The organism is Myxococcales bacterium (genome assembly GCA_016717005.1).
Classification (GTDB): Bacteria; Myxococcota_A; Polyangia; order Haliangiales; family Haliangiaceae; genus UBA2376.
In genome coordinates, this window is the sequence record JADJUF010000037.1 from 329,254 (window position 1) to 348,747 (window position 19,494).

Sequence of the window (19,494 nt, forward strand, 5' to 3'; positions counted from 1 at the left end):
TCGGCGGGTCGGTGTGGATTCGGTGTCACGAACGACACCAAGCCGACTCTACCGATCGAACCATGGAACAGCTCGCACACCAGCAGGCGGCCGAGCAGCAGGTCGACCCACACGTCGGAGCGCAGATCGACGCCCACGCCCACGAGGCGCCGGCGGTGGCCGAGGCCAAGGTGCTCCTGGCCGGCGGCGCCGACCCGGCCGCGCTCGCGGAGCTCTTGAAGCGGCACCCCGACCAGCGCGAGGCGATCGTGGCGGCGATGCAGGCGCAGGGCGGCAACGCGCTGTGCGCCGAGGTGCTCGACGCGATGTCGGCGCCGAAGGGGCCGCAGCCGCTGTTGCGGATGGGCGCGCGCGGCCAGCCGGTCGAGCGGCTCCAGCACCACCTGATCAAGCACGGCGCGAGCATCAGCCCCGACGGCGCGTTCGGGCCGATGACCGCAGCGGCGGTCATGGCGTTCCAGCTCCAGAGCAACCTGGTCGCCGACGGCGTGGTCGGCCCGCGGACCTGGGGCTCGCTCGAGGGCGCGCCGCTCGAGCAGCGGGCCGAGCCCGAGGCCGGGCACGAGCAGGGCGCGCCGGTGAAGGACGATACGACCGAGCCGGCCACGACCGCCGCGCCGCCGGCCACGACCACGACGGGCTCGGGCCCCGCCGGCGCCCAGACCGCGGGCGACCGCTACCGCGAGCAGTACGTCGAACAGCTGCTCTACTTCGAGGGCGCGGTCGAGGGCGACAAGAAGTTCGAGTCGATCATGTCGCACTCGGGCCTCGAGGCCCAGCGCAAGGCCGCCGACGGCAAGACCTTCTCCACCTGCAACTCCTTCTCGGGGATCATGCAGACGATGGCGGAGCAGAAGTCGGGCGTGAAGCTCAAGACCAAGATCAACCTGTACGTGATGGATCCGAAGTGGCGGGCGCAGAACCTGCCCGACGGCTGCTTCCACCCCGGCGGCGGCAGCGACCGCCCGCGCCCCGGCGACATCGTGATCTTCTCGCAGCTCGACGGCCGCACGTTCGCGCACATGGGCAACTTCATCGAGGGCCCGACGCCGACCGACGACGGCATGGAGCAGTGGGAGTGCATCGACGGCGGGCAGGGCCAGGCCGGCAAGTACGTCGACGGCGTCTGCGTGCAGCAGGGCTGCGAGCAGATCGCCCGGGTCACGCTGAAGTACAACCCCGCGACCGGCACGACGCTCAAGGGCACCCGCGAGCGCATGGTCTACGGCTGGATCGACATCGGCGCCCTGGCTGACGCTGGCGCGAACGGCTGAGCGCGGCGCGGGGCGGCGACCGGCCGACGCGAAGCCGGGGCGGCCGACGCGTAGCCGGGAGGCGGCGGCGACTAGCGATCTACGGCCGCGACTCAGGCAGCGATGGCGAGCTCAATCGAGTTCTCATCGGGATCTCTCACGAGATATACCTCCGCGCTTGGTCGCGACCGAATGAGGCGTGGGGGTTGCCTCAGCAAGCCCGAATCGCGCAACTGCTCAAAGGCGTGTCGCTGGGCTACGAGGCCGAATCTCAGACCGTGAGGGCGCGGGCTCGCATCCGTGCATGGGTAGAGCTCGAGGAGGACGCTCCGCGTGCTGCACGAGTAGTGAAGCGGTCCCTGTCCATGCCTTTCTGCCACGAGCCCGAGCCCCAAGGTCGAGTAGAACGCGCGTGACGCGTCGAGATCGGCGACACGAAGCACCAGCATGCTCACTCGAGGTGTCCGCGACTCATCGCGAAGGCCATGGGCATGACCGGACAGGAACGCGAACATCCGTTGCTCGGGCGTTGGATGCGTGCACCTCGGGATCCTGCATCCGAGCCAACTCGCGACGACCGCCCCAGTCGAAGGCTCGTCGCCCACGGCCGCGGCCAGCCATCCGGCGACGGCATCAGCCCGCAACTCGGGATCGATGACTGACTTGGACGTCGGACCGAGTCGGAGTGAATCTTCACGAACAAAGTGCCCCACCTCGTGTCCGAGCAAGTAGCGATAGAGCTCGCGCGTGGTCCAACTCGGCGGCCGGAAAGCATCGCAGGAGTTGCTCGCGAGCCGGCGCTGCAAGGTCGACACGAGCGCAGCGCTCAGCGCGACCCGTCCTTGTTCGGGCTCCGCGGACGCAAGCTCACCCGGTCGCTCCTCGAACCGAAGCGCATCGGGCGCCACCAACTCCCACCGCTGCCGCGCCTCGCGCTCGAGTTGTCCCAGCAACTCGGCAGACGACGAGGATAGCGAATGACTTGCACCGTACTCGCCGGCCAGAGTCGCCGCGACGTGCTCGCAGGTCGCGCGCCGCACGCGCTGGGGCGCATCGAGCAACCGCACCTGCTCGCCCTCGGGCGTGCGCACGTTGATCTCGAGAGCACCGCCGAGCGCCTCTACATACCTGCGCAACGAGCTCAAGGTCATGTCCGGTCGCCGCTCGAGCCGTGACACCGCAGCTTGCTGGACGCCGAGGCGATCGGCGAGTTGCTCTTGTGTGAAGCCGAGCGCTGCGCGTAGCTCGCGCAGGACCACCTCGCGCGGAGGGACTGAACGGCCGCGATTCGCGAACAACTCGATTACGCGCCGAGTGACTTCCGCACGGTCCGTGTAGACTTCGTCGGGTCCCTCGCCGTATCCGTCTCCGGGGTCGTCGGTGTTGATGCCAAAGCCGCGGCGAGGTGACCATTCGATCACAACCGCGTGACCATCACGCGAAGCATCAAGCCACCAGTGTCCAGTCTCGTTGCGAGGCTTCCGGAGCTTCGTCTCCACATCAGGGAGCGTGCTTTCGAGGTCTCGCTTGAGGGCTTCGATTGAGTTCATGACCATACTCCATGACCATCGGCGCCGGCCTTCGTCACCACGACGTCCTTCGTGAGCGCGTCGCGGATCTCGAAGGCGCCGTTCGTGCGGATCAGCGTCTCGTGCTTCCGGCTCCGATAGCTCGTCACGCCTGGGTGTCCTTCGACGTCGCTGGCGTTGTCGTCCTGCACCGGGTACATCCGGCCGTCCGTGCGCCAACGAGAAGGATCGAACGGGATGTCGTGAACTCGTCCTCGACGCGGTTCAACGTCTCGTCGATCAGGCGCTTCGCGTCGTCACCGCTGACTGACGGTGGGGCGGCCAGGAGTCGCTCGACGAACACCTGCAACCGAGCGAACCTTGGGACGAGGGGCCTGGGCATTCCTGACAGGGAATATTCTATCGAATGAATGTTCGAAGGCAAGCCCAAAAATGGGACCGCGGCGGTCGCCCCGCGGACATGGTCGAGGGTGGCGAGAGTCGAACGGACCTCTCATGCCCGCGTCGGCGCCACCTCGCGCCACTACCGTCCCGCCCGTTGCGGCTGGTCGCCACTCCTCAGACGGCTCGGGGCTCAGCCTCGGGCGCGGCTCACGCCGCGGCGTCGCGCAGGACCGCCTCGACCATCTGCCGCGCGATCGGGTGGTAGCCGGCGCCGACCTTCGCGAACACCGCCGCGGCGCGGTCGCGGGTCGCGGGCTCGCGCACGAGCGCGGTGTAGAGCGGGCGCAGGTACTTCATCCGACCGACGTGCGCGAGCACGTGATCGACGCGGTCGAGCACGGCGTGGTCGCCGGTGCCGAGGGCCAGGGTCAGCCACGACACCAGCACGTCGTAGTTGCGGCCCGCGGTCAGGTCGAAGCGCTCGTCGAGCGCGCGGCAGGTCGCGACGGTGGCCGGCCGCGGCACCAGCTCGAGGAACAGCTGCCACTCGGTCGCGGTCCAGCCGGCGGTGGCCTCGACCGACGGCACGGTGGTGGCCACCGCCTCGACCGCGGCCAGCCGGGTCGACCGCGGGGCCACGGCCGAGGCGGGGATGCCGGCGCCGTCGAGCCACTGGGGCGCGTCGGCCTGGGCCAGCGCGCCCGGCAGCGCGGCCTCGATGTGCGCGACGAAGTCGTCGGTCGTGACCGCGCCGAACCGGAAGTCGGCCAGGTAGCGCTTGAGCCACGCGTCGAACGCCGGGCGTCCGACCACCGCCTCGATCGCGCACAGGAAGAAGTAGCCCTTCTCGTACGGCACCAGCGAGTAGGCGTCGTCGGGGTCGACCCCGGCCAGGTGCGTGCGCAGCCGGGTCAGCTCGGGCCGGTCGGCGAACCGCTCGATCGACTCGTCGAGCTCGCGCCGGCCCAGGGCCGCGTGCAGGGACGCCACCTCGGGGCCCTCGAGCGCCTCGATGATGCGGCGCTCGGCGTAGACCGTGAAGCCCTCGTTCAACCAGAAGTGCTCGGCGCTGGCGTTGGTCACCAGGTTGCCGGTCCACGAGTGCGCCAGCTCGTGCGCGACCACGCTGACCAGCGCGCGATCGCCGGTGATCACCGTCGGCGTCAGGAACGTGAGCCGCGGGTTCTCCATGCCGCCATACGGGAACGACGGCGGCATCGTCAACAGATCGAACCGCTCCCAGTCGTACGGCCCGAACAGCGCCTCGGCCGCGCTGATCATCGGCTCGACGCCCGCGAACTCCCAGGCCGCGGCGTCGACCTCACACGGCTCGGCCCAGACCCGGCACCGCGACGACAGCTCGCGCGACGTCAGGTCGCCGACCGCGAACGCCAGCAGGTACGGCGGGATCGGCTGCGGCATCTCCCAGCGCTCGATCGCGACGTCGCCGTCCTCGGTGCGCCCGAGGTGGGCCGCGGCCATGACGGCGGTCAGCGTGCGCGGCACCGTCAGCTCGGCGCTGTAGCGGATGCGCAGCCGCGGCGTGTCCTGGAGCGGCACCACCGCGCGCGCGTGGATGGCCTGGCACTGGCTGAACAGGAACGGGTGCACGCCGCCGGCGGTCTGGGTCGGCTCGAGCCACTGCAGCGCCGACGCGGTCGGCGCGGTGCGGTAGCGGATGCGGACCGCGCGGGTGCCGGCCGGCAGCGTCAGCTCGAGCCGCGCGCCCAGGAACGGCTCGGCCGGGTGCAGCACGTGCGCGACCGGGCCGCCGTCCTGATCGACCACCTCGGCGATCGTCAGGTCGCGGGTGTCGAGATCGAGCGGGCCCGACCCCGGCGCCCGGAAGGTCAGGGTCGCCTCGGCGTCGAGCGTGTGGCTCGCGAAGTCGACCCGCGCGACCAGCGCCAGGTGCGCGGTCTCGGCCTGGGTGTCGTCGTTGTACGAGTGCGGATCGCGACGGGCCATGGCGCTGTCTATACCCGAATCGCGGGCGGGTCGGCGCCGTCACGCCGGCCGACGTCCCCCACTGGACCGGCCCCGGGCCGGTGTATGGTCGCGCGATGAAGCTCCGGGTGTTCTCTCGACGACTGATGCTCGCCGCGCTGGCGGCGACGGCGGCGTGCGCCGATGGCGCGCCCGCACCGACCGACGTGACACCCCGGACGCTGGCGACGACGCCCGCGGTCGCCGGCCGCCTGTGGGTGGCCGCCGAGCCGGCCCAGCCCGCCGCCACCGCCGCCGCCTCGGCGATCGCCCACGTCCGCCGGATCGCGCCGCGCTGGGGCGCGCCGGCCGGCGCCGTCGACCTGGTCGCGCGCGCGACCCTGCCGGTCCCGGGCGGCGAGCTGGTGCGCCTGGCCCAGGAGGTCGACGGCGTGCCGGTCGATCGCGCCGATCTGAAGGTGCTGATCGGCCCCGGCGGCACGCTGCTCGCGGCCTCGGGCGTGCTCGTCCCGGCCGATCTGGCGCGCGACCGCGACGGCTTCCAGCTCGACGCGCGCGCCGCGGTCGCCCGCGCGGTCGCCGCCAGCACCGGCGTCGACGTCGCCGCCGGCCTGCGCGCCGAGGCCGGCGCGACCGCCGACCTGGGCTGGTTCAGCGGCGGCGCCGGCGACGTGGTCGTCGAGCGCGCCCGCGCCCGCCACCGCTGGCACCGCGACCGCGACGCGCTGGTGCCGGTCTGGGTGGTCGAGGCCTACGTCGCCGCCAGCGACTCGACCGACAGCCGCGCCGAGCGCGTCGTCGTCGCGGCCCGCGACGGCCGGGTGCTGGCGCGCCACGACCTCACCGTCGACGCCGCCTTCACCTACCGCGTGTGGGCCGAGACCGGCGGCGACCGGCGCATGCTCGACGGCCCGATCGAGGACTTCTCGCCGACCCCGAGCGGCACCCCGGGCGGCGCCCGCCCGGCGTTCATCGCCCCCAACCTGGTCACCGTCGACGGCCTGAACCACCCCGCGGGCGGCCCCGCCGACCCGTGGCTCGCCTCGGGCGCGACCGAGACCGTCGGCAACAACGTCGACGCGTACACCGACATCAACCTGCCGGGCGGCCTGTCCGCGGGCGACTTCCGCGCGACGACCACCAGCGCGTCCACGTTCGATCGCACCTACGACACCGGCGCCGAGGCGCTGGCCTCGACCGCGCAGCAGTCGGCCGCGATCGCGCAGCTGTTCTACGCGATCAACTGGCTCCACGACGACTGGTACGACGCCGGCTTCACCGAGGCGGCCGGCAACGGCCAGGCCGACAACTACGGCCGCGGCGGCGTCGCCGGCGACGCGCTCTTGGCCGAGGCCCAGGACAGCGCGAACGACGGCGCCCGCAACAACGCCAACATGTCGACGCCCGAGGACGGCATGGCGCCGCGCATGCAGGTGTACCTGTGGAGCGGGCTCGACGACCGCACGCTGACGATCGGCGCGCGCACCCCGAGCACCCGGGCGCCCACGACGTACGGCCCGACCCAGTACGATCTGGTCGGCACGATCGTGGCCGGCACCGACGGCGCCGGCGCCGCGCTCGACGACGGGTGCGAGCCGCTGACCAACGACGTCACCGGCCGCGTCGCGCTCCTGGCCCGGGGCAACTGCACCGGCGAGGTCAAGGCGGCGACCGCCCAGGCCGCCGGCGCGATCGGGCTGATCATCGCGCACAACGTCGTCGGCAGCCCCGCGCCGGGCCTGCCCAACGACGCCAACGTCACGCAGCCGATCACGATCCCCGTGATGTCGGTCAGCTACGACGAGGGCGTCGCGATCCGCGCCGACCTCGGCGCCGGGCCGGTGACCGCGACCTTCCACCGCGACCTCGGGCCCGAGGTCGACGGCGCGCTCGACGCGGCGCTGGTCGCGCACGAGTTCGGCCACTACGTCCACCACCGCCTGAGCGACTGCAACACGCGCATGTGCGGCGCCCAGAGCGAGGGCTGGGGCGACTTCATCGCGCTGTTGACGCTGGCCCGCGACGGCGACGATCTGACCGGCGCCTACGCGATCAGCACCTACGCCAGCAACGACGATCCGTACTTCGGCATCCGCCGCGCGCCGTACTCGACCGACGGCGCCAAGAACGCGTTCACGTTCCAGATGGTCGCCGACGACGCGGCGCTGCCGACCAGCCACCCGCTCGCCTTCGCCGGCGCCAACTCCGAGGTCCACAACGCCGGCGAGATCTGGGCCCAGGTGATGTGGGAGGGCTACGTCGCGCTGCAGCAGGCGCGCGGCGCCCGCACCTTCGACGAGGCCCGCCGCACGATGATGCGCTACGTGGTCGCCGGCCTCGGGCTGGCGCCGACCGACGCCACCTTCACCGAGACCCGCAACGCCATCCTCGCGGCGGCGCGCGCCGCCAGCCCGGCCGACGCCGCGGTGCTCACCGCCGCCTTCGCCCGGCGCGGGCTCGGCTCGTGCGCCGTGTCGCCGCCGCGTGACTCCAGCGACTTCATCGGCGCGCTCGAGAGCTTCGTGACCAAGGGCAACGCCGAGCCCAGCGGCGTCACCGTGGCGATCGACGTCAAGGACTGTGATCACGACGGCGCGCTCGACGTCGGCGAGACCGCGACGATCACCGTGCCGGTGACCAACGTCGGCGTCGAGCTGTTGAGCGCGGTGACCGTGACCGCGACCGGCAGCGCCGGGCTGACGATCTCCACCCCGACCGTCGACCTCGGCGCGCTGGCGCCCGACGGCAGCGGCACCGCGAGCTTCCAGGTCACCGTCGCCGACGCCGTGGGCCCCGTGGCCGCGACCGTCGACGTCACGATCACCGCGCCCGGCGGGTGCACCGAGACCCGCCAGATCGTGCTGCCGATCCGGCTGGTCGCTGACGACGACCCCGCCGCCGCGGCCAGCGACACCTTCGACGCGCTGGTGTCGCCGTGGACGCCGACCGGGTCCGACGCCCGCCGCGCGTGGGGCGCCGTCGACGGCGTCGGCCTCGATCGGTTCTGGCACGGCGAGGACCTCGGCTTCCCCAGCGACACCGCGATCGAGTCGCCGGCGATGACCGCCGGCGCCGGCCCGGTGACCGTGGCCTTCGACCACGCCTACCAGTTCGAGTTCTCGAACGACGTCTACTGGGACGGCGGCGTCGTCGAGATCACCACCGACGCCGGCGCCACCTGGCGCGACGTGGCGGACCTGACCAACATCCCGTACGACGGCCCGCTCAGCGTCGACGCCGGCAACGTCCTGGCCGGGCAGATGGCGTTCAGCGATCAGAACCCGGCGTTCCCGGCCCGCGACCACGTCGTCCTCGACTTCGGCACCCAGCTCGCGGGCACGACCTTCCGCCTGCGGTTCCGCATCGGCACCGACGCCTCGGCCAGCGCGCCGGGCTGGGACATCGACAACCTCGTCGTCACCGGCATCACCAACACGCCGTTCCCGGTGGTCGTCGCCGACGCCGACGCCTGCACCGCCCCGCCGGACCAGACCGACGACGGCGGCTGCTGCAGCACCAACGGCGGCGCCGGCGCCGGCTCGTCGCTGGCCGGCGGGCTGGTGGTCGCGGCGCTGCTCCGGCGGCGCCGTCGGCGCGCGGCCTGACGCGGGCGCGGTCCCGGCGTACGCTGGCGCCGTGACCGCCCAGCGATCGTCGCCGTCCGTCGCGCGCAACCGCGCGCCCATCCTCGAGGTCCTGCGCCGGGCGCTGCCGCCCAGCGGCGTCGTGCTCGAGATCGCCAGCGGCACCGGCGAGCACGCCGTCCACTTCGCGGGCGCGTTGCCGGCCCTGACGTGGCAGCCGACCGACGCCGACCCGGCCGCTCGCGCCAGCATCGCCGCCTGGCGCGAGGACGCGGCCCTGCCCAACCTGCGCGCGCCGCTGCCGCTCGACGTCACCGGGCCGTGGCCGCTCGCCACCGCCGACGCGGTCGTGTGCATCAACATGATCCACATCTCGCCGTGGGCCGCGACCGAGGCGCTGTTCGCCGGCGCGGCGCGCGTGCTCGCCGCCGGCGCGCCGCTGGTCACCTACGGCCCGTACCGGTTCGGCGGCGTGACCGCGCCGTCGAACCTCGACTTCGACGCCAGCCTGCGCGCGCGCGATCCGCGCTGGGGCGTGCGCGACGTCGACGACCTCGACGCGTGCGCCGCCACCTGCGGCCTCGCGCGCATCGAGACCGTCGCGCTGCCGGCCAACAACCACGCCCTGGTCTGGCGCCGCGGCTGAGCGTCAGCGCCCGCAGGGGCGCTCGATCCCTCGCCCCGGCGGCGTGAATCGACGTGCGCGTCGTCGTGATACGCGTCGGCCGGCGGCAGCCGCGTCGGCGCCGCGGCGCCCTCACGCCGGGCGCGGCGGCGCGGTCTCGACGAAGCTGGCGCGGGCCCCGATCGCGCGCTGGAACCGGCGCAGGTTGGGCGCCCCCTCCAGCACCGCCTGGGCCTCGGGGAACATCCCGACGTAGGTGAGGATCGGCGCGAGGAACAGGTCGGCCAGCGCCAGCGTCGGCCCGGTCAGCCACTCGCCGCGGAACCCGGCCTCGAACAGCCGCAGGTCGCGCGCCATCGCCGGCGCGTCGCGCTCGATCAGCGCGCGATCGGGCTGGCCGTCGGCGGTCTTCGGGAACAGGTAGTGGAACAGGTAGTTCCGCACCAGGTCGCCGTAGGCGTAGCAGTGGATGACGCTGATCCACTTCTCGTTCTCGGCCCGCGCCACCGGCGCGGTCGGCACCAGCGCCGGGCCCGGGCCGATCGCGTCGAGGTAGTGGGCGATCGCCGAGGTCTCGATGAGCTCGACGTCGCCGTGGGTGAGCAGCGGCACCCGGCCCCAGGGGTGCTTGGCGAGGTGGTCGGCGCTGCCGAGCTCGACCGGCGCGAGCTGGTACGCGAGGCCCTTCTCGTGCGCGACCATGCGCGCGGTGCGAACGTAGGAGCTCTGGGGCGGTCCGTGGAGGATGATCTGGGTCATGGCGGTTCCTTTCACCGCCGGGTCGAACGGGCGCGGCCGCGATCGACAGGTCCCATCGATCTTCTCTCGATCTCTTCTCGATTCGTTCGCGACAGGGCGCGCGGGGCGCGACGACGCCCTACGGCGCCGCGCCCAGGTCGCGCAGCGTGGCCGTCGCCCGCTCCTTCACTTCCTTGCGCCACCGGCCCTCGACCACCGCGGTCAGGGTCGGCACCGCGCTGGCGCCGACCTCGCGCACCAGGAACCGCCGCACGTCGCCGTGGGCCCGGTCGTTGCCGAGGCCGTAGACCGCGCTGCCGACCAGGCGCGGATCGTCGCGCAGCGCCGGCGCGAGCTGGATCGCCTTGCGGAACGCCTGGAGGCAGTCGCTGACCCACAAGCGCTCGCAGTAGACCTGCCCGAGCGCCAGCGGGATCTCGCCGTTGGTGGGCTCGCGGCCGCCGAGGCGCTGGAGCGCGCGCACGACCTCGTCGCTGGTGTCGGCGCCGCGCAGCCGCGGGCGCAGCGCCTCGAGCTCCGCGCTGGTCGGCGGATCTGGATCCGCGCTCGCGCCCGGCGGCGACGGCGGGGGCTTGGCCTTGGGTGAGCTGGCGCCGCCGCCCACGAGCGCGGCGATGACGACGACGACGGTGCCGCCGACGACGGCCGCGGCGATCACGCGCCCGCGCCGATCGAGCGACCCCACCAGCTTGCGCAGCCGCCCCAGCGGCGTCGGCGTCGGCGTCATCGCGCGCATCGGCGCGACCACCGGCATCGGCATCGCCGCCGCGGGCGGGAGCGCCAGCGGCACCACCGCCGGCGCCGCCACCACGGGGACCGGCGGCTCGACCGCCAGCGGCTCGACCGCGGGCGGGGCCGCCGCGACCGCGACGACCGGGGCCGCCGCGACCGCGACGACCGGGGCGGCCGCGACCGAGGCCACGGCCGCCGGCTCGATCGCGATCATCGCCTCGCTGCCGAGGACCATCGTGCCGCTGTCGAGCGGTCGCGGGACCAGCGGCGTCGGCGCCGGCGTCATCGCCACGACCCGGCCGACCCGCGCCTCGGGCACCGCGGCCAGCGCCCGCGCCATCTCGGTCGCGCTGGGGTAGCGATCCGCCGGCGCCTTCGCCAGCGCGCGGACCAGCACCGCCTCGAGCTCGGCCGAGTAGACGCCGGCCGGGTTGCGCTCGCACAAGAGCGGCGGCGGCGAGGTGCGGTGCGCCGCGATCACCTCGGCCGGATCGTCGCGCACGAACGGCAGGTCGCCGGTCAACAGCTCGAACAACATCACCCCGACCGCGTACAGATCGGTGCGCGCGTCGACCTCGAGCCCGAGGCTCTGCTCGGGCGGCATGTAGCTGGGCGTCCCGACCGCGAACGCGCCGGTGAGCTGGCTGGCGTTGGCGAGCACCTTGGCCAGGCCGAAGTCGAGCACCTTGACCTGATCGCCGAACTCCGAGCTGGTCACGGCGACGTTGGCGGGCTTGATGTCGCGATGGATGATGCCCTGGCCGTGGGCGTGATCGAGCGCCGCGAGCACCTGGCGCGCGATCTCGATCGCGCGCTGCGCCTCGAGCGGCCCGTCGTCGAGCAGCTCGTGCAGGGTCCGGCCGCCGACGAACTCCATCACCACGAACGGCGCGCCGCCGGCGACGCCGACGTCGAGCACCTGGGCGCAGCTCGCGTGCTGCAGGCTGGCCATGGCCCGGGCCTCGACCTCGAACCGCTTGACGAACGCCGGTTCGCTGACCGCCCACTCGTGCAGGAACTTGATCGCGACCTCGCGGCCGAGGTCGATGTGGGTGCCGCGATAGACCGCGCCCATCCCGCCCTGGGCCAGGCGTTCGAGCACCTGGTACCGCTCGGCGACGATCGTGCCGATCCGCGGGTCGTCCACGCCTCGAAGGTACCACAGCGCGCCCGACCACCGACGGTGGCGGGCCCGCAGACGCCCGCGCGCCCGCGGTCAGTCCACGGCGGGGCCGGGCACGCGCACGCGCGCCATCGCCAGGCCGGCCACGCCCGCGGCCGCGTAGCACAGCCCGCCCAGCCAGAACACCGCGCTGAAGCCGCCGTAGATCGCGACCACCGTCGAGATGACCGAGCCCAGCACCGAGGTCGCGCCGTTGACGCCCCAGCCCCACGGCACCAGCAGGCTGCCGCGCGCGCCCAGCACCCGCACCGCGCCCGGCACCATCGAGCCCATCACCAGCCCGGCCGGCGCGATGAACGCCAGCGCCAGCGCGATCCGCACCGTCAGCCCGTGGGCGATGAAGCCGTGGATCACCCCGGTCAGCGCCAGCGCGTAGAAGCCCGCCAGCACCAGCAGCGCGCCGCCGCCGAGCGCCATCGCCGCCCCCAGCCGCGCGGTCGGGATGCGCTCGGCGAAGAACGCCCCGAACGCGGTCGCGAGCAGCACGCCGAACAGCACGACGACCAGCGAGTACGACGGGTGCCCGAGGAACAGCGTCATGCGCTGGAGCAGGCCGATCTCGACCGCCATGAACGCGAACCCGACCAGCCCGAAGTACGCCAGCGTCAGCACCTTGGCGCGGAGCGACTCGGGCGATCGCGGCCCGTCGCCGCGGACCGCCCGCGTCACCAGCGGCAGCACGATGAACACCAGCGCCAGCACCAGCACCGAGCCCAACGACACCAGGATCCACAGCGCCGGGTCGCTCATCTTCTTCGACGGGCTGAACAGGTCGCCCAGCTTCTTGAAGTAGAAGAAGAACGGCCGATCGTCGGTCGGCGGCGACAGGTCCTCGGCCTGGCTGCGCACCAGCGCGCCGTCCGGGCCGGCGTCGAGCATGCGCTCGAGCAGGCCCGCGCCGCTGGTCCGCGGCGACACCGCGACGGTCCAGCCCTGCTGGGCGGCGGCGTTGCTGACCCGATCGAGCTCGGCGTCGGTCAGCTCGCCGCGCTTGGCGATCAGCGTGCCCAGGCCGAGCTTGGGCGCCACCACGTAGATCATGTGACGCCGGGCCTGGCCGGCCGGCACGCCGACCGCCTCGAGCCCGGCCGCCGCCAGCAGCAGCAGGCGCGCGGTCTCGTTGCGCTCGCCGGTGTGCCACCGCGTCATCGTCACGACCCCGCGCTCGGTCAGGTGCTGGTAGTAGTCGGCGAAGGCCTCGACCGTGTAGAGCGTGTTCTCGGACAGCGCGAACGCCCCGGCCGCGGTCGCGGCGAAGGTGTCGACCAGCGACGCCTGGATCAGGTCGAACCGGCCGGCCTGGCGGCGCACGAAGCTGCGGCCGTCGTCGACGACCAGGTGCACGCGCGGATCGAAGTACAGCCGGCCCGAGCGCTCGGCGAAGCGCTCGCGCATGATCCGCTGGCCGATGATCGGGTTGATCTCGACCGCGGTCACGTCCTTGGCCCCGGCCGCCAGCGCGTGCAGCACGTCGCGCCCGCCGCCCGGGCCGATCACCAGCGCCCGATCGGCGCCGCCGTCGAAGATCGCGTGGGCCAGCGCGGTGATCTCGACCGCCTGCAGGCCGGGCCGGAGCTTGCGCAGGTCGTGGATCTGGGTGGCGGCGCTGGCGTCGATCTTGATGTTGCCGCCCTGATCGACGGTGACCCGCGAGAAGATGTTCCACTCCTCGAACGCGACCTTTTCGGCGGCGACGCCCTTGCCCGACGGCACCTCGATGAAGCTGGCCCGGGCGTTGACGATGATCAGCGCCAGCACCACCACCGGCGCCACCCAGGTCCATCGGGTCGGCGCCAGCAGGTGGCCCGACACGAACGCCAGGCCCGCGACCACCAGCACCGCGTTGGGCCCGCCCAGGAGCTTGAGCAACAGGCCGGTCACCAGGGTCGCCGCGGCGGCGCCGAGCAGATCGGCGAAGTAGACCCGGTTGACGTTGTCCGTGTAGATCGTCAGGCACAGCGACACGACCACGCCGGAGAAGAAGAACGGCGCCGCGCTGACCAGCACCAGCAGCACGAGCTGCCAGAACTGCCGGGGCGCGAAGTTGGGGACCTTGCCGGTGCCGTAGTAGAAGAGGATGTCGATCGGGTTGGCGAGCGCATAGATCAGCGCGGCGATCGTCGCGACGCCGAACCAGCGCGCGGCCCACCGCAGCGCGACCGCGGGGTCGGCCCGGAGCCGGGCGTCGTGGATGAACACGTACACGCCCGAGGCCGCGACCCCGAACATGGCCAGCGCCACGGCCAGGAACGTGAAGTGGTAGAACATCGTCGCCGAGAACACCCGCGTCATCAGCACCGACAAGAGCAGGTTGGCGAAGCAGATCAGGCCGAGGCCGACGAGCGTCCGGGGCGGTGCGCGCATCGGCGGATGTTCGACGCTCGGTCCCGGCGACGCAAGCGGCGGGTGGATCCGATGGGCGGCGCGCTGGCCGGCCGGCCCCGGCGGCGGGGCGTCGACGACGGCGCGACGTGGCGGCGCGGGTCGAGCTGCGCGCGCGGCCGCCGCGCTGCGGGCGTGTCGACGACACCACGCGACGGCGCCGGTCCGGGGACGCGGTCGCGCGGCGCTAACTCAGGCCGCACCGACGATCCCGCGTCGGGCCTTGCGGCCAGCCCAGGATTCGTCTCCAATCGGATCCTCACATCGAGGGGGACACGATGAGCTTCCTGGACAAGGTCAAGGCGTCGGTCGGCAAGGACTCCGCCGACCTCGAAGTCGACATGCAGCAGCGGCCGACCAAGCGGGGCGAGCCCCTGCGGGCGCTGATCCACGTCAAGCCCGGCAAGAACAAGCAGAAGATGCGCTACCTGCGCGTCTCGCTCGAGTACACCGGCCACTTCCAGGTGCCGACCGTCGACGGCGGCATGATCAACGTCGAGGGCACCGGCCGCATCTGGTACGGCGACTGGCCCAACACCACCGACGTCATGATCGAGCCGGGCGGCAGCTACACCTACCCGGTCGAGCTCAAGATCCCGAGCGACAGCCCGCTCTCGCACGACAAGCTCAAGTACAAGTTCTTCGTGCGCGCCGACATCGACGACGCCAAGGACCCCGAGTTCGCGACCAACTTCGACATCCGCGAGTGAGCGGCGGCGCCGGCGCGGCGGTCAGCGGCGCCGCGGCGGCACAGGTCCACACCCGTCAGCGCGGCCGCGCGGTCAGCGCGGCGCGAACCGCGCGGTGAAGTGGCGCAGGAACGGCGGCTCCTCGACGATCCGCAGCCCGCGCAGCGTGTCCTTGCGCGCGACGATGTCGACCATGCCCTCGATGATCGAGTCGAAGTGGGCCTGGGTGTAGACCCGGCGCGGGATCGCCAGCCGCACCAGCTCCATCGGCGCCGGCTGGAACTGGCCGGCGACGGTCTTGCCGAACATGACCGAGCCGATCTCGCACGAGCGCACGCCCAGCGCCAGGTACAGCTCGCACGCCAGCACCTGCGCCGGGAGGTGGTCGGGCGGCAGGTGCGGCAAGAGCGCGCGCGCGTCGATGTAGACCGCGTGCCCGCCGGCCGGGCGCATCACCGGCAGGCCGACCCGGGCCAGGCCGTCGCTGAAGTACTGCACGACCGCGACCCGGTACTCGAGGTAGCGCTCGTCGAGCGCCTCGTCGAGGCCGACCGCCAGCGCCTCGAGATCGCGCGCCGCCAGCCCGCCGTAGGTCGGGAAGCCCTCGGTCAGGATCAGCAGGCTGCGCAGCGCCGGCAGCCAGTCGGCGCGGCGGGTGGCGATGAAGCCGCCGATGTTGACCATGCCGTCCTTCTTGGCGCTCATCAGGCAGGCGTCGGCGAGATCGAAGGTCTCGCGCGCGATGTCGCGCACCGGGCGGTCGCCACAGCCGGGCTCGCGCGACTTGATGAACCAGCTGTTCTCGGCGAACCGGCACGCGTCGATCACGAACGGGATGCCGTGCCGGCGATAGATCTCCGCGGCCGCGCGCAGGTTGGCCAGCGCGACCGGCTGACCGCCGCCGGTGTTGTTGGTGATCGTGATCATCCCGAACGGGATCTGGCCGGCGTGCTCGCGGCAGCAGGCCTCGAGCCGATCGAGGTCGATGTTGCCCTTGAACGGGTGCGGGTTCGACGGGTCGGTGCCCTCGCGGATCACCAGATCGAGGGCGATCGCGCCGAGGTGCTCGAGGTTGGCGCGGGTGGTGTCGAAGTGGTTGTTCGACGGCACCACGTGCCCGGGCTTGACCAGGGTCGAGAACAGCAGCCGCTCGGCGGCGCGGCCCTGGTGGGTCGGGATGACGTGGGGGAAGCCGGTGATGCGCTGGACCACGGCCTCGAACCGGCCGAAGCTGCTCGACCCGGCGTAGCTCTCGTCGGCGACCATCATCGCCGCCCACTGCGCCGCGCTCATCGCGGTGGTGCCGGAGTCGGTCAGCAGATCGAACGTCACGTCCCGGGCGTGGACCAGGAACAGGTTCCAGCCGGCCTCCTCGAGGACCTTGGCCCGGGTCGGGCGGTCGAGGAACGGCAGCGGCTCGCACACCTTGACCTTGAAGGGCTCGATGACCGTGCGCCGGCCGGGCTCGGCGACGGTCATGGGGTCGTGGCTCCGACGGACGCGCAGGTCGTGGTCATGGGCGCCTGCGCAAGCAAGAACGACGCCCGCGGTCAGCGACCATTTTCGCGCAAGCGTTGCGGGCGACGCAGATCCCGCCGCCGCCGCGCGAAAAGCCCGCGGCGGCGCCGCCGCGACGGACGTCGGGCGCGACAACGTGCCGGGGCGCGGCGACCGCGCGCGATCCGCGCGTCGATCGGTCCGGGCCGGATGCGGTACGCTGGCGCCGTGCGGCAGGTCAAGGGCTCCCTGTTCGTCGACTACGTGAAGATGCTCCGCGGGCACAAGGGCGTCGACTGGAGCCGGCACCTCCCGCCCGAGGACATGGCGTTGCTGGCCGCGCGCATCGACGTGGCGGCGTGGTACCCGATGGACTCGTTCGAGCGGCTCGGCGACCAGATCCTGCACCACGTCGCCCGCGGCGACCTGCAGGCCGTGCGGATGTGGGGGCGGTACTCGGTCGACGTGCTGCGCGCGGCCAACCCGATGCTGCTGGCGCCCGACGACCCGCTCGAGACGCTCAACCGGTTCCGGGTCATGCGCGCGACGTTCTTCGACTTCCCCGCGCTCGACGTGCTGATGCTGCACGACGACGAGGCCGAGCTCGAGGTGCGCTTCCACATGGGCGCGACCGCCGAGGAGGCCGCCGCGATGCAGACGCTGGGCTTCTTCGAGCGCCTGCTCGAGCTGGCCGGCGCCCGCGACATCCTCGCGCGCTTCATCACCCGCGCGTGGCGCGACGAGCCCCGCACCGTGCTGGCGCTGCACTGGCAGTCCTGACGCGCAGTCCTGACGCGCGGTCCTGACGCGCTCACGTCGGCGGGCCGTGGATCGCCGCCGCCTCCTGCAGCCTCGCCATCACCATCCGGCCCGGATAGGTCGTGACCCGCGCGTACGCGCGCCGGTAGTAGCAGTTCCAGTAGCTGATGGTCCGCGCGACCGTGGCGGCGGCGAAGCGTCGGTTGGCCGCGATGAAGCGCCCGTAGCGCGCGGCCACGGGCCCGTGCAGGTCGGCGAGGTCGAGCCGCGCCGCGATGGTCTCGACGATCGGCAGCACGTACTCACCGACGAGCTGCACGACGAACGGCGCCGCCCACGGCGCGTCGCAGGCGAGCACGTGGTCGAGGTGGCGCGCGCGCACGAAGCCGTTGTGGTGGCGCGTGTAGAGGCAGTGCACCATCGCGCGCGCCGTCGCCGGACACGCGGCCAGGGCCTCGGCGCTGGGCTCGTGGGCGTAGATCCGGCCCGGCAGCGTGACCTCGTCGCCCTCGACCACGACCGCGATCGTCCCCATCGACGCGTGCACGGTCGTCACCATCGCGGCGGCGGCGCGGGCGGATCCGCGCAGGTACCCCGGGAACGCCTCGGCCAGCATCGCGGCGACAGTAGCGCGGCCGCGCCGAGCGGTCACGGCGCGGGCGCGGGCCCGGCGCGCGCCAGGGTTTGGTAGGGTCGCGGCGATGAAGCCGACCTCCAAGCGGGTGATCGCGGATCTCGAGGAGCTGGCCGAGCGGACCACCGACGCGCGCGGCGCGCAGCGGGTGGCGTGGGGCCCGGTCTGGCGCGAGGCCCGCGCCTGGTACACGGCCAAGCTCAAGGCCGAGCTGGGCCTGGTGCCGCACCGGGACGGCGCCGGCAACCTGTGGGCGACGCTGCCGGGCGCGTCGACGAGGAGCCTGGTGATCGGCAGCCACCTCGACTCGGTGCCGGGCGGCGGCTGGCTCGACGGCTGCCTGGGCGTGCTGGCCGGCCTCGAGGTCCTGCGCCGGGCCAAGGCCGCTGGCACACCGCCGCTCACGCTGCACCTGGTCGACTGGGCCGACGAGGAGGGCGCGCGGTTCGGGCGCAGCCTGGCCGGCTCGGCGGCGTCGGCCGGGACCCTCGACGCCGAGGCCGAGCTCGCGCACCTCACCGATCGCGCCGGCGTCAAGCTGCCCGACGCGCTCGCCGAGAACGGCGTCACGCTGGCCGGCATGGGCACCGCGCGCGCGTACTTCGACACGCTCGACGCGATCGCCTACCTCGAGCTCCACATCGAGCAGGGCCCGGTGCTCGAGGACCTGCGCAAGCCGACCGGGGTCGTGCTCGGCACGATGGGCGTCGAGCGCTACAACCTGCGCTTCGTCGGCCAGGCCGCGCACTCGGGCGCGGCGCCGATCCACCTGCGCAAGGACGCGTTCCTGGCCGCGGCCCAGTTCGCGCTGGCGTGCCGCGACATCAGCGTCAAGTACTCCGGCAAGACCCCGCGCACGCGCGTCGTCGCGACCTGCGGCGTCGTCAAGGTCGAGCCCAACTTCGTCACCGCCGTGCCGGGCTCGACCGAGATCTCGATCGACCTGCGCGCCCTCGACGGCAAGGTCCTGGCGAAGATGCTGGCCGACGCGCGCACGGCCGCGACCCGGGCCGCGCGCGCCCACAAGGTCGAGGTGAGCTGGAGCCCGCTGCTCCACATCTCGCCGCGGCCGTTCGACGAGACCCTGATGAAGTTCGCGCGCGTGGCGATCAAGGAGATCACCGGCGCCGCGCCCGAGCTCCCGTCGGGGCCGCTCCACGACGCCGCCGAGATGGCCGGCGTCGTGCCGACCGCGATGGTGTTCGCCCAGAGCAGCCCCGGCATCTCGCACACGCGCCTCGAGGACACCCCGCGCCCCGCGCTCGACAAGTCGATCCGGGCGTTCCTGCTCGCGGTCGACCGCACGATCGCCCACCTGGCGACGCCGCCGACGCCGCGGTCGCCGACCCGGCCGCCGCGCCGCCCGCCCGCCCGCGCCCGTCGCTAGCGGTGGAACCCCCCCCGCCAGGGCGCCGGCCCGGCCGCCCCGCCGGGGGCGGCGCGGGGGCCCCCGGCGGGGCCCGGGCCCGGGCGGGGGGCCCCGCGGGGGCGGGGGGGGCCGCGGGGGGCGGGGGCGGGGGGGGGGGGGGGGGGGCCC

The 19,494-nt window shown here is 73.2% G+C and carries 14 protein-coding genes; 6 read left to right on the forward strand and 8 right to left on the reverse strand.

All coding sequences use genetic code 11. The annotated features are described in order from the left end of the window. Positions 1-62: 62 nt before the first annotated feature. Entirely contained in the window at positions 63-1,274 is a 1,212-nt protein-coding gene (locus IPL61_25045; GenBank protein ID MBK9034493.1) for a peptidoglycan-binding protein, read from the forward strand. Between the two features lie 92 nt (positions 1,275-1,366). On the opposite strand, the gene IPL61_25050 is transcribed toward IPL61_25045, so the two are convergent. The 3 genes from IPL61_25050 to IPL61_25060 all read right to left on the reverse strand — a co-directional run bounded on the left by IPL61_25050 (position 1,367) and on the right by IPL61_25060 (position 5,134). Beyond that, on the reverse strand, positions 1,367-2,803 hold the full coding sequence (locus IPL61_25050) for an XRE family transcriptional regulator (GenBank protein MBK9034494.1): 1,437 nt from the start codon (positions 2,801-2,803) through the stop codon (positions 1,367-1,369). Continuing rightward, the gene (locus IPL61_25055; protein MBK9034495.1) at positions 2,800-2,973 is read right to left on the reverse strand and encodes a hypothetical protein; all 174 of its coding nucleotides are present in this window, start codon (positions 2,971-2,973) and stop codon (positions 2,800-2,802) included. Before IPL61_25055 ends, IPL61_25050 begins: the two co-directional genes overlap by 4 nt. Positions 2,974-3,373: 400 nt before the next feature. Next, positions 3,374-5,134 (reverse strand): M1 family metallopeptidase, encoded by a 1,761-nt coding sequence (locus tag IPL61_25060; protein ID MBK9034496.1) that lies wholly within the window; start codon positions 5,132-5,134, stop codon positions 3,374-3,376. Between the two features lie 95 nt (positions 5,135-5,229). Here IPL61_25060 and IPL61_25065 point away from each other — a divergent pair, with 95 nt between their 5' ends. Together IPL61_25065 and IPL61_25070 are read left to right on the forward strand one after the other, a co-directional pair. After that, complete coding sequence (locus IPL61_25065) at positions 5,230-8,718, forward strand: M36 family metallopeptidase (GenBank protein MBK9034497.1); 3,489 nt, start codon at positions 5,230-5,232, stop codon at positions 8,716-8,718. 31 nt (positions 8,719-8,749) lie between these two features. Beyond that, positions 8,750-9,343, forward strand: coding sequence for a DUF938 domain-containing protein (locus IPL61_25070; GenBank protein MBK9034498.1), 594 nt, complete (start codon positions 8,750-8,752; stop codon positions 9,341-9,343). Positions 9,344-9,454: 111 nt separating this feature from the next. Here the strand turns inward: IPL61_25070 and IPL61_25075 are convergent, their stop codons facing one another. The 3 genes from IPL61_25075 to IPL61_25085 all read right to left on the reverse strand — a co-directional run bounded on the left by IPL61_25075 (position 9,455) and on the right by IPL61_25085 (position 14,360). Then, positions 9,455-10,081, reverse strand: a complete 627-nt coding sequence (locus IPL61_25075; GenBank protein MBK9034499.1) for a glutathione S-transferase family protein — start codon at positions 10,079-10,081, stop codon at positions 9,455-9,457. Between the two features lie 118 nt (positions 10,082-10,199). Beyond that, a complete protein-coding gene (locus IPL61_25080; protein MBK9034500.1) occupies positions 10,200-11,960 on the reverse strand; it encodes a serine/threonine protein kinase in 1,761 nt (586 codons plus the stop codon). A 69-nt stretch (positions 11,961-12,029) separates the two neighbouring features. After that, entirely contained in the window at positions 12,030-14,360 is a 2,331-nt protein-coding gene (locus tag IPL61_25085; protein MBK9034501.1) for a hypothetical protein, read from the reverse strand. 296 nt (positions 14,361-14,656) lie between these two features. Between IPL61_25085 and IPL61_25090 the strand changes: the two genes are divergently transcribed. Next, positions 14,657-15,088, forward strand: a complete 432-nt coding sequence (locus IPL61_25090) for a sporulation protein (protein ID MBK9034502.1) — start codon at positions 14,657-14,659, stop codon at positions 15,086-15,088. Between the two features lie 72 nt (positions 15,089-15,160). On the opposite strand, the gene IPL61_25095 is transcribed toward IPL61_25090, so the two are convergent. Further along, complete coding sequence (locus tag IPL61_25095; protein MBK9034503.1) at positions 15,161-16,546, reverse strand: tryptophanase; 1,386 nt, start codon at positions 16,544-16,546, stop codon at positions 15,161-15,163. 246 nt (positions 16,547-16,792) lie between these two features. On the opposite strand from IPL61_25095, the gene IPL61_25100 reads away from it, so the two are divergent. Then, positions 16,793-17,344 (forward strand): hypothetical protein, encoded by a 552-nt coding sequence (locus IPL61_25100; protein MBK9034504.1) that lies wholly within the window; start codon positions 16,793-16,795, stop codon positions 17,342-17,344. A 31-nt stretch (positions 17,345-17,375) separates the two neighbouring features. Here the strand turns inward: IPL61_25100 and IPL61_25105 are convergent, their stop codons facing one another. Further along, complete coding sequence (locus IPL61_25105) at positions 17,376-17,939, reverse strand: hypothetical protein (protein ID MBK9034505.1); 564 nt, start codon at positions 17,937-17,939, stop codon at positions 17,376-17,378. Between the two features lie 85 nt (positions 17,940-18,024). Between IPL61_25105 and IPL61_25110 the strand changes: the two genes are divergently transcribed. After that, the gene (locus tag IPL61_25110; GenBank protein ID MBK9034506.1) at positions 18,025-19,344 is read left to right on the forward strand and encodes a Zn-dependent hydrolase; all 1,320 of its coding nucleotides are present in this window, start codon (positions 18,025-18,027) and stop codon (positions 19,342-19,344) included. Positions 19,345-19,494 lie beyond the last annotated feature (150 nt).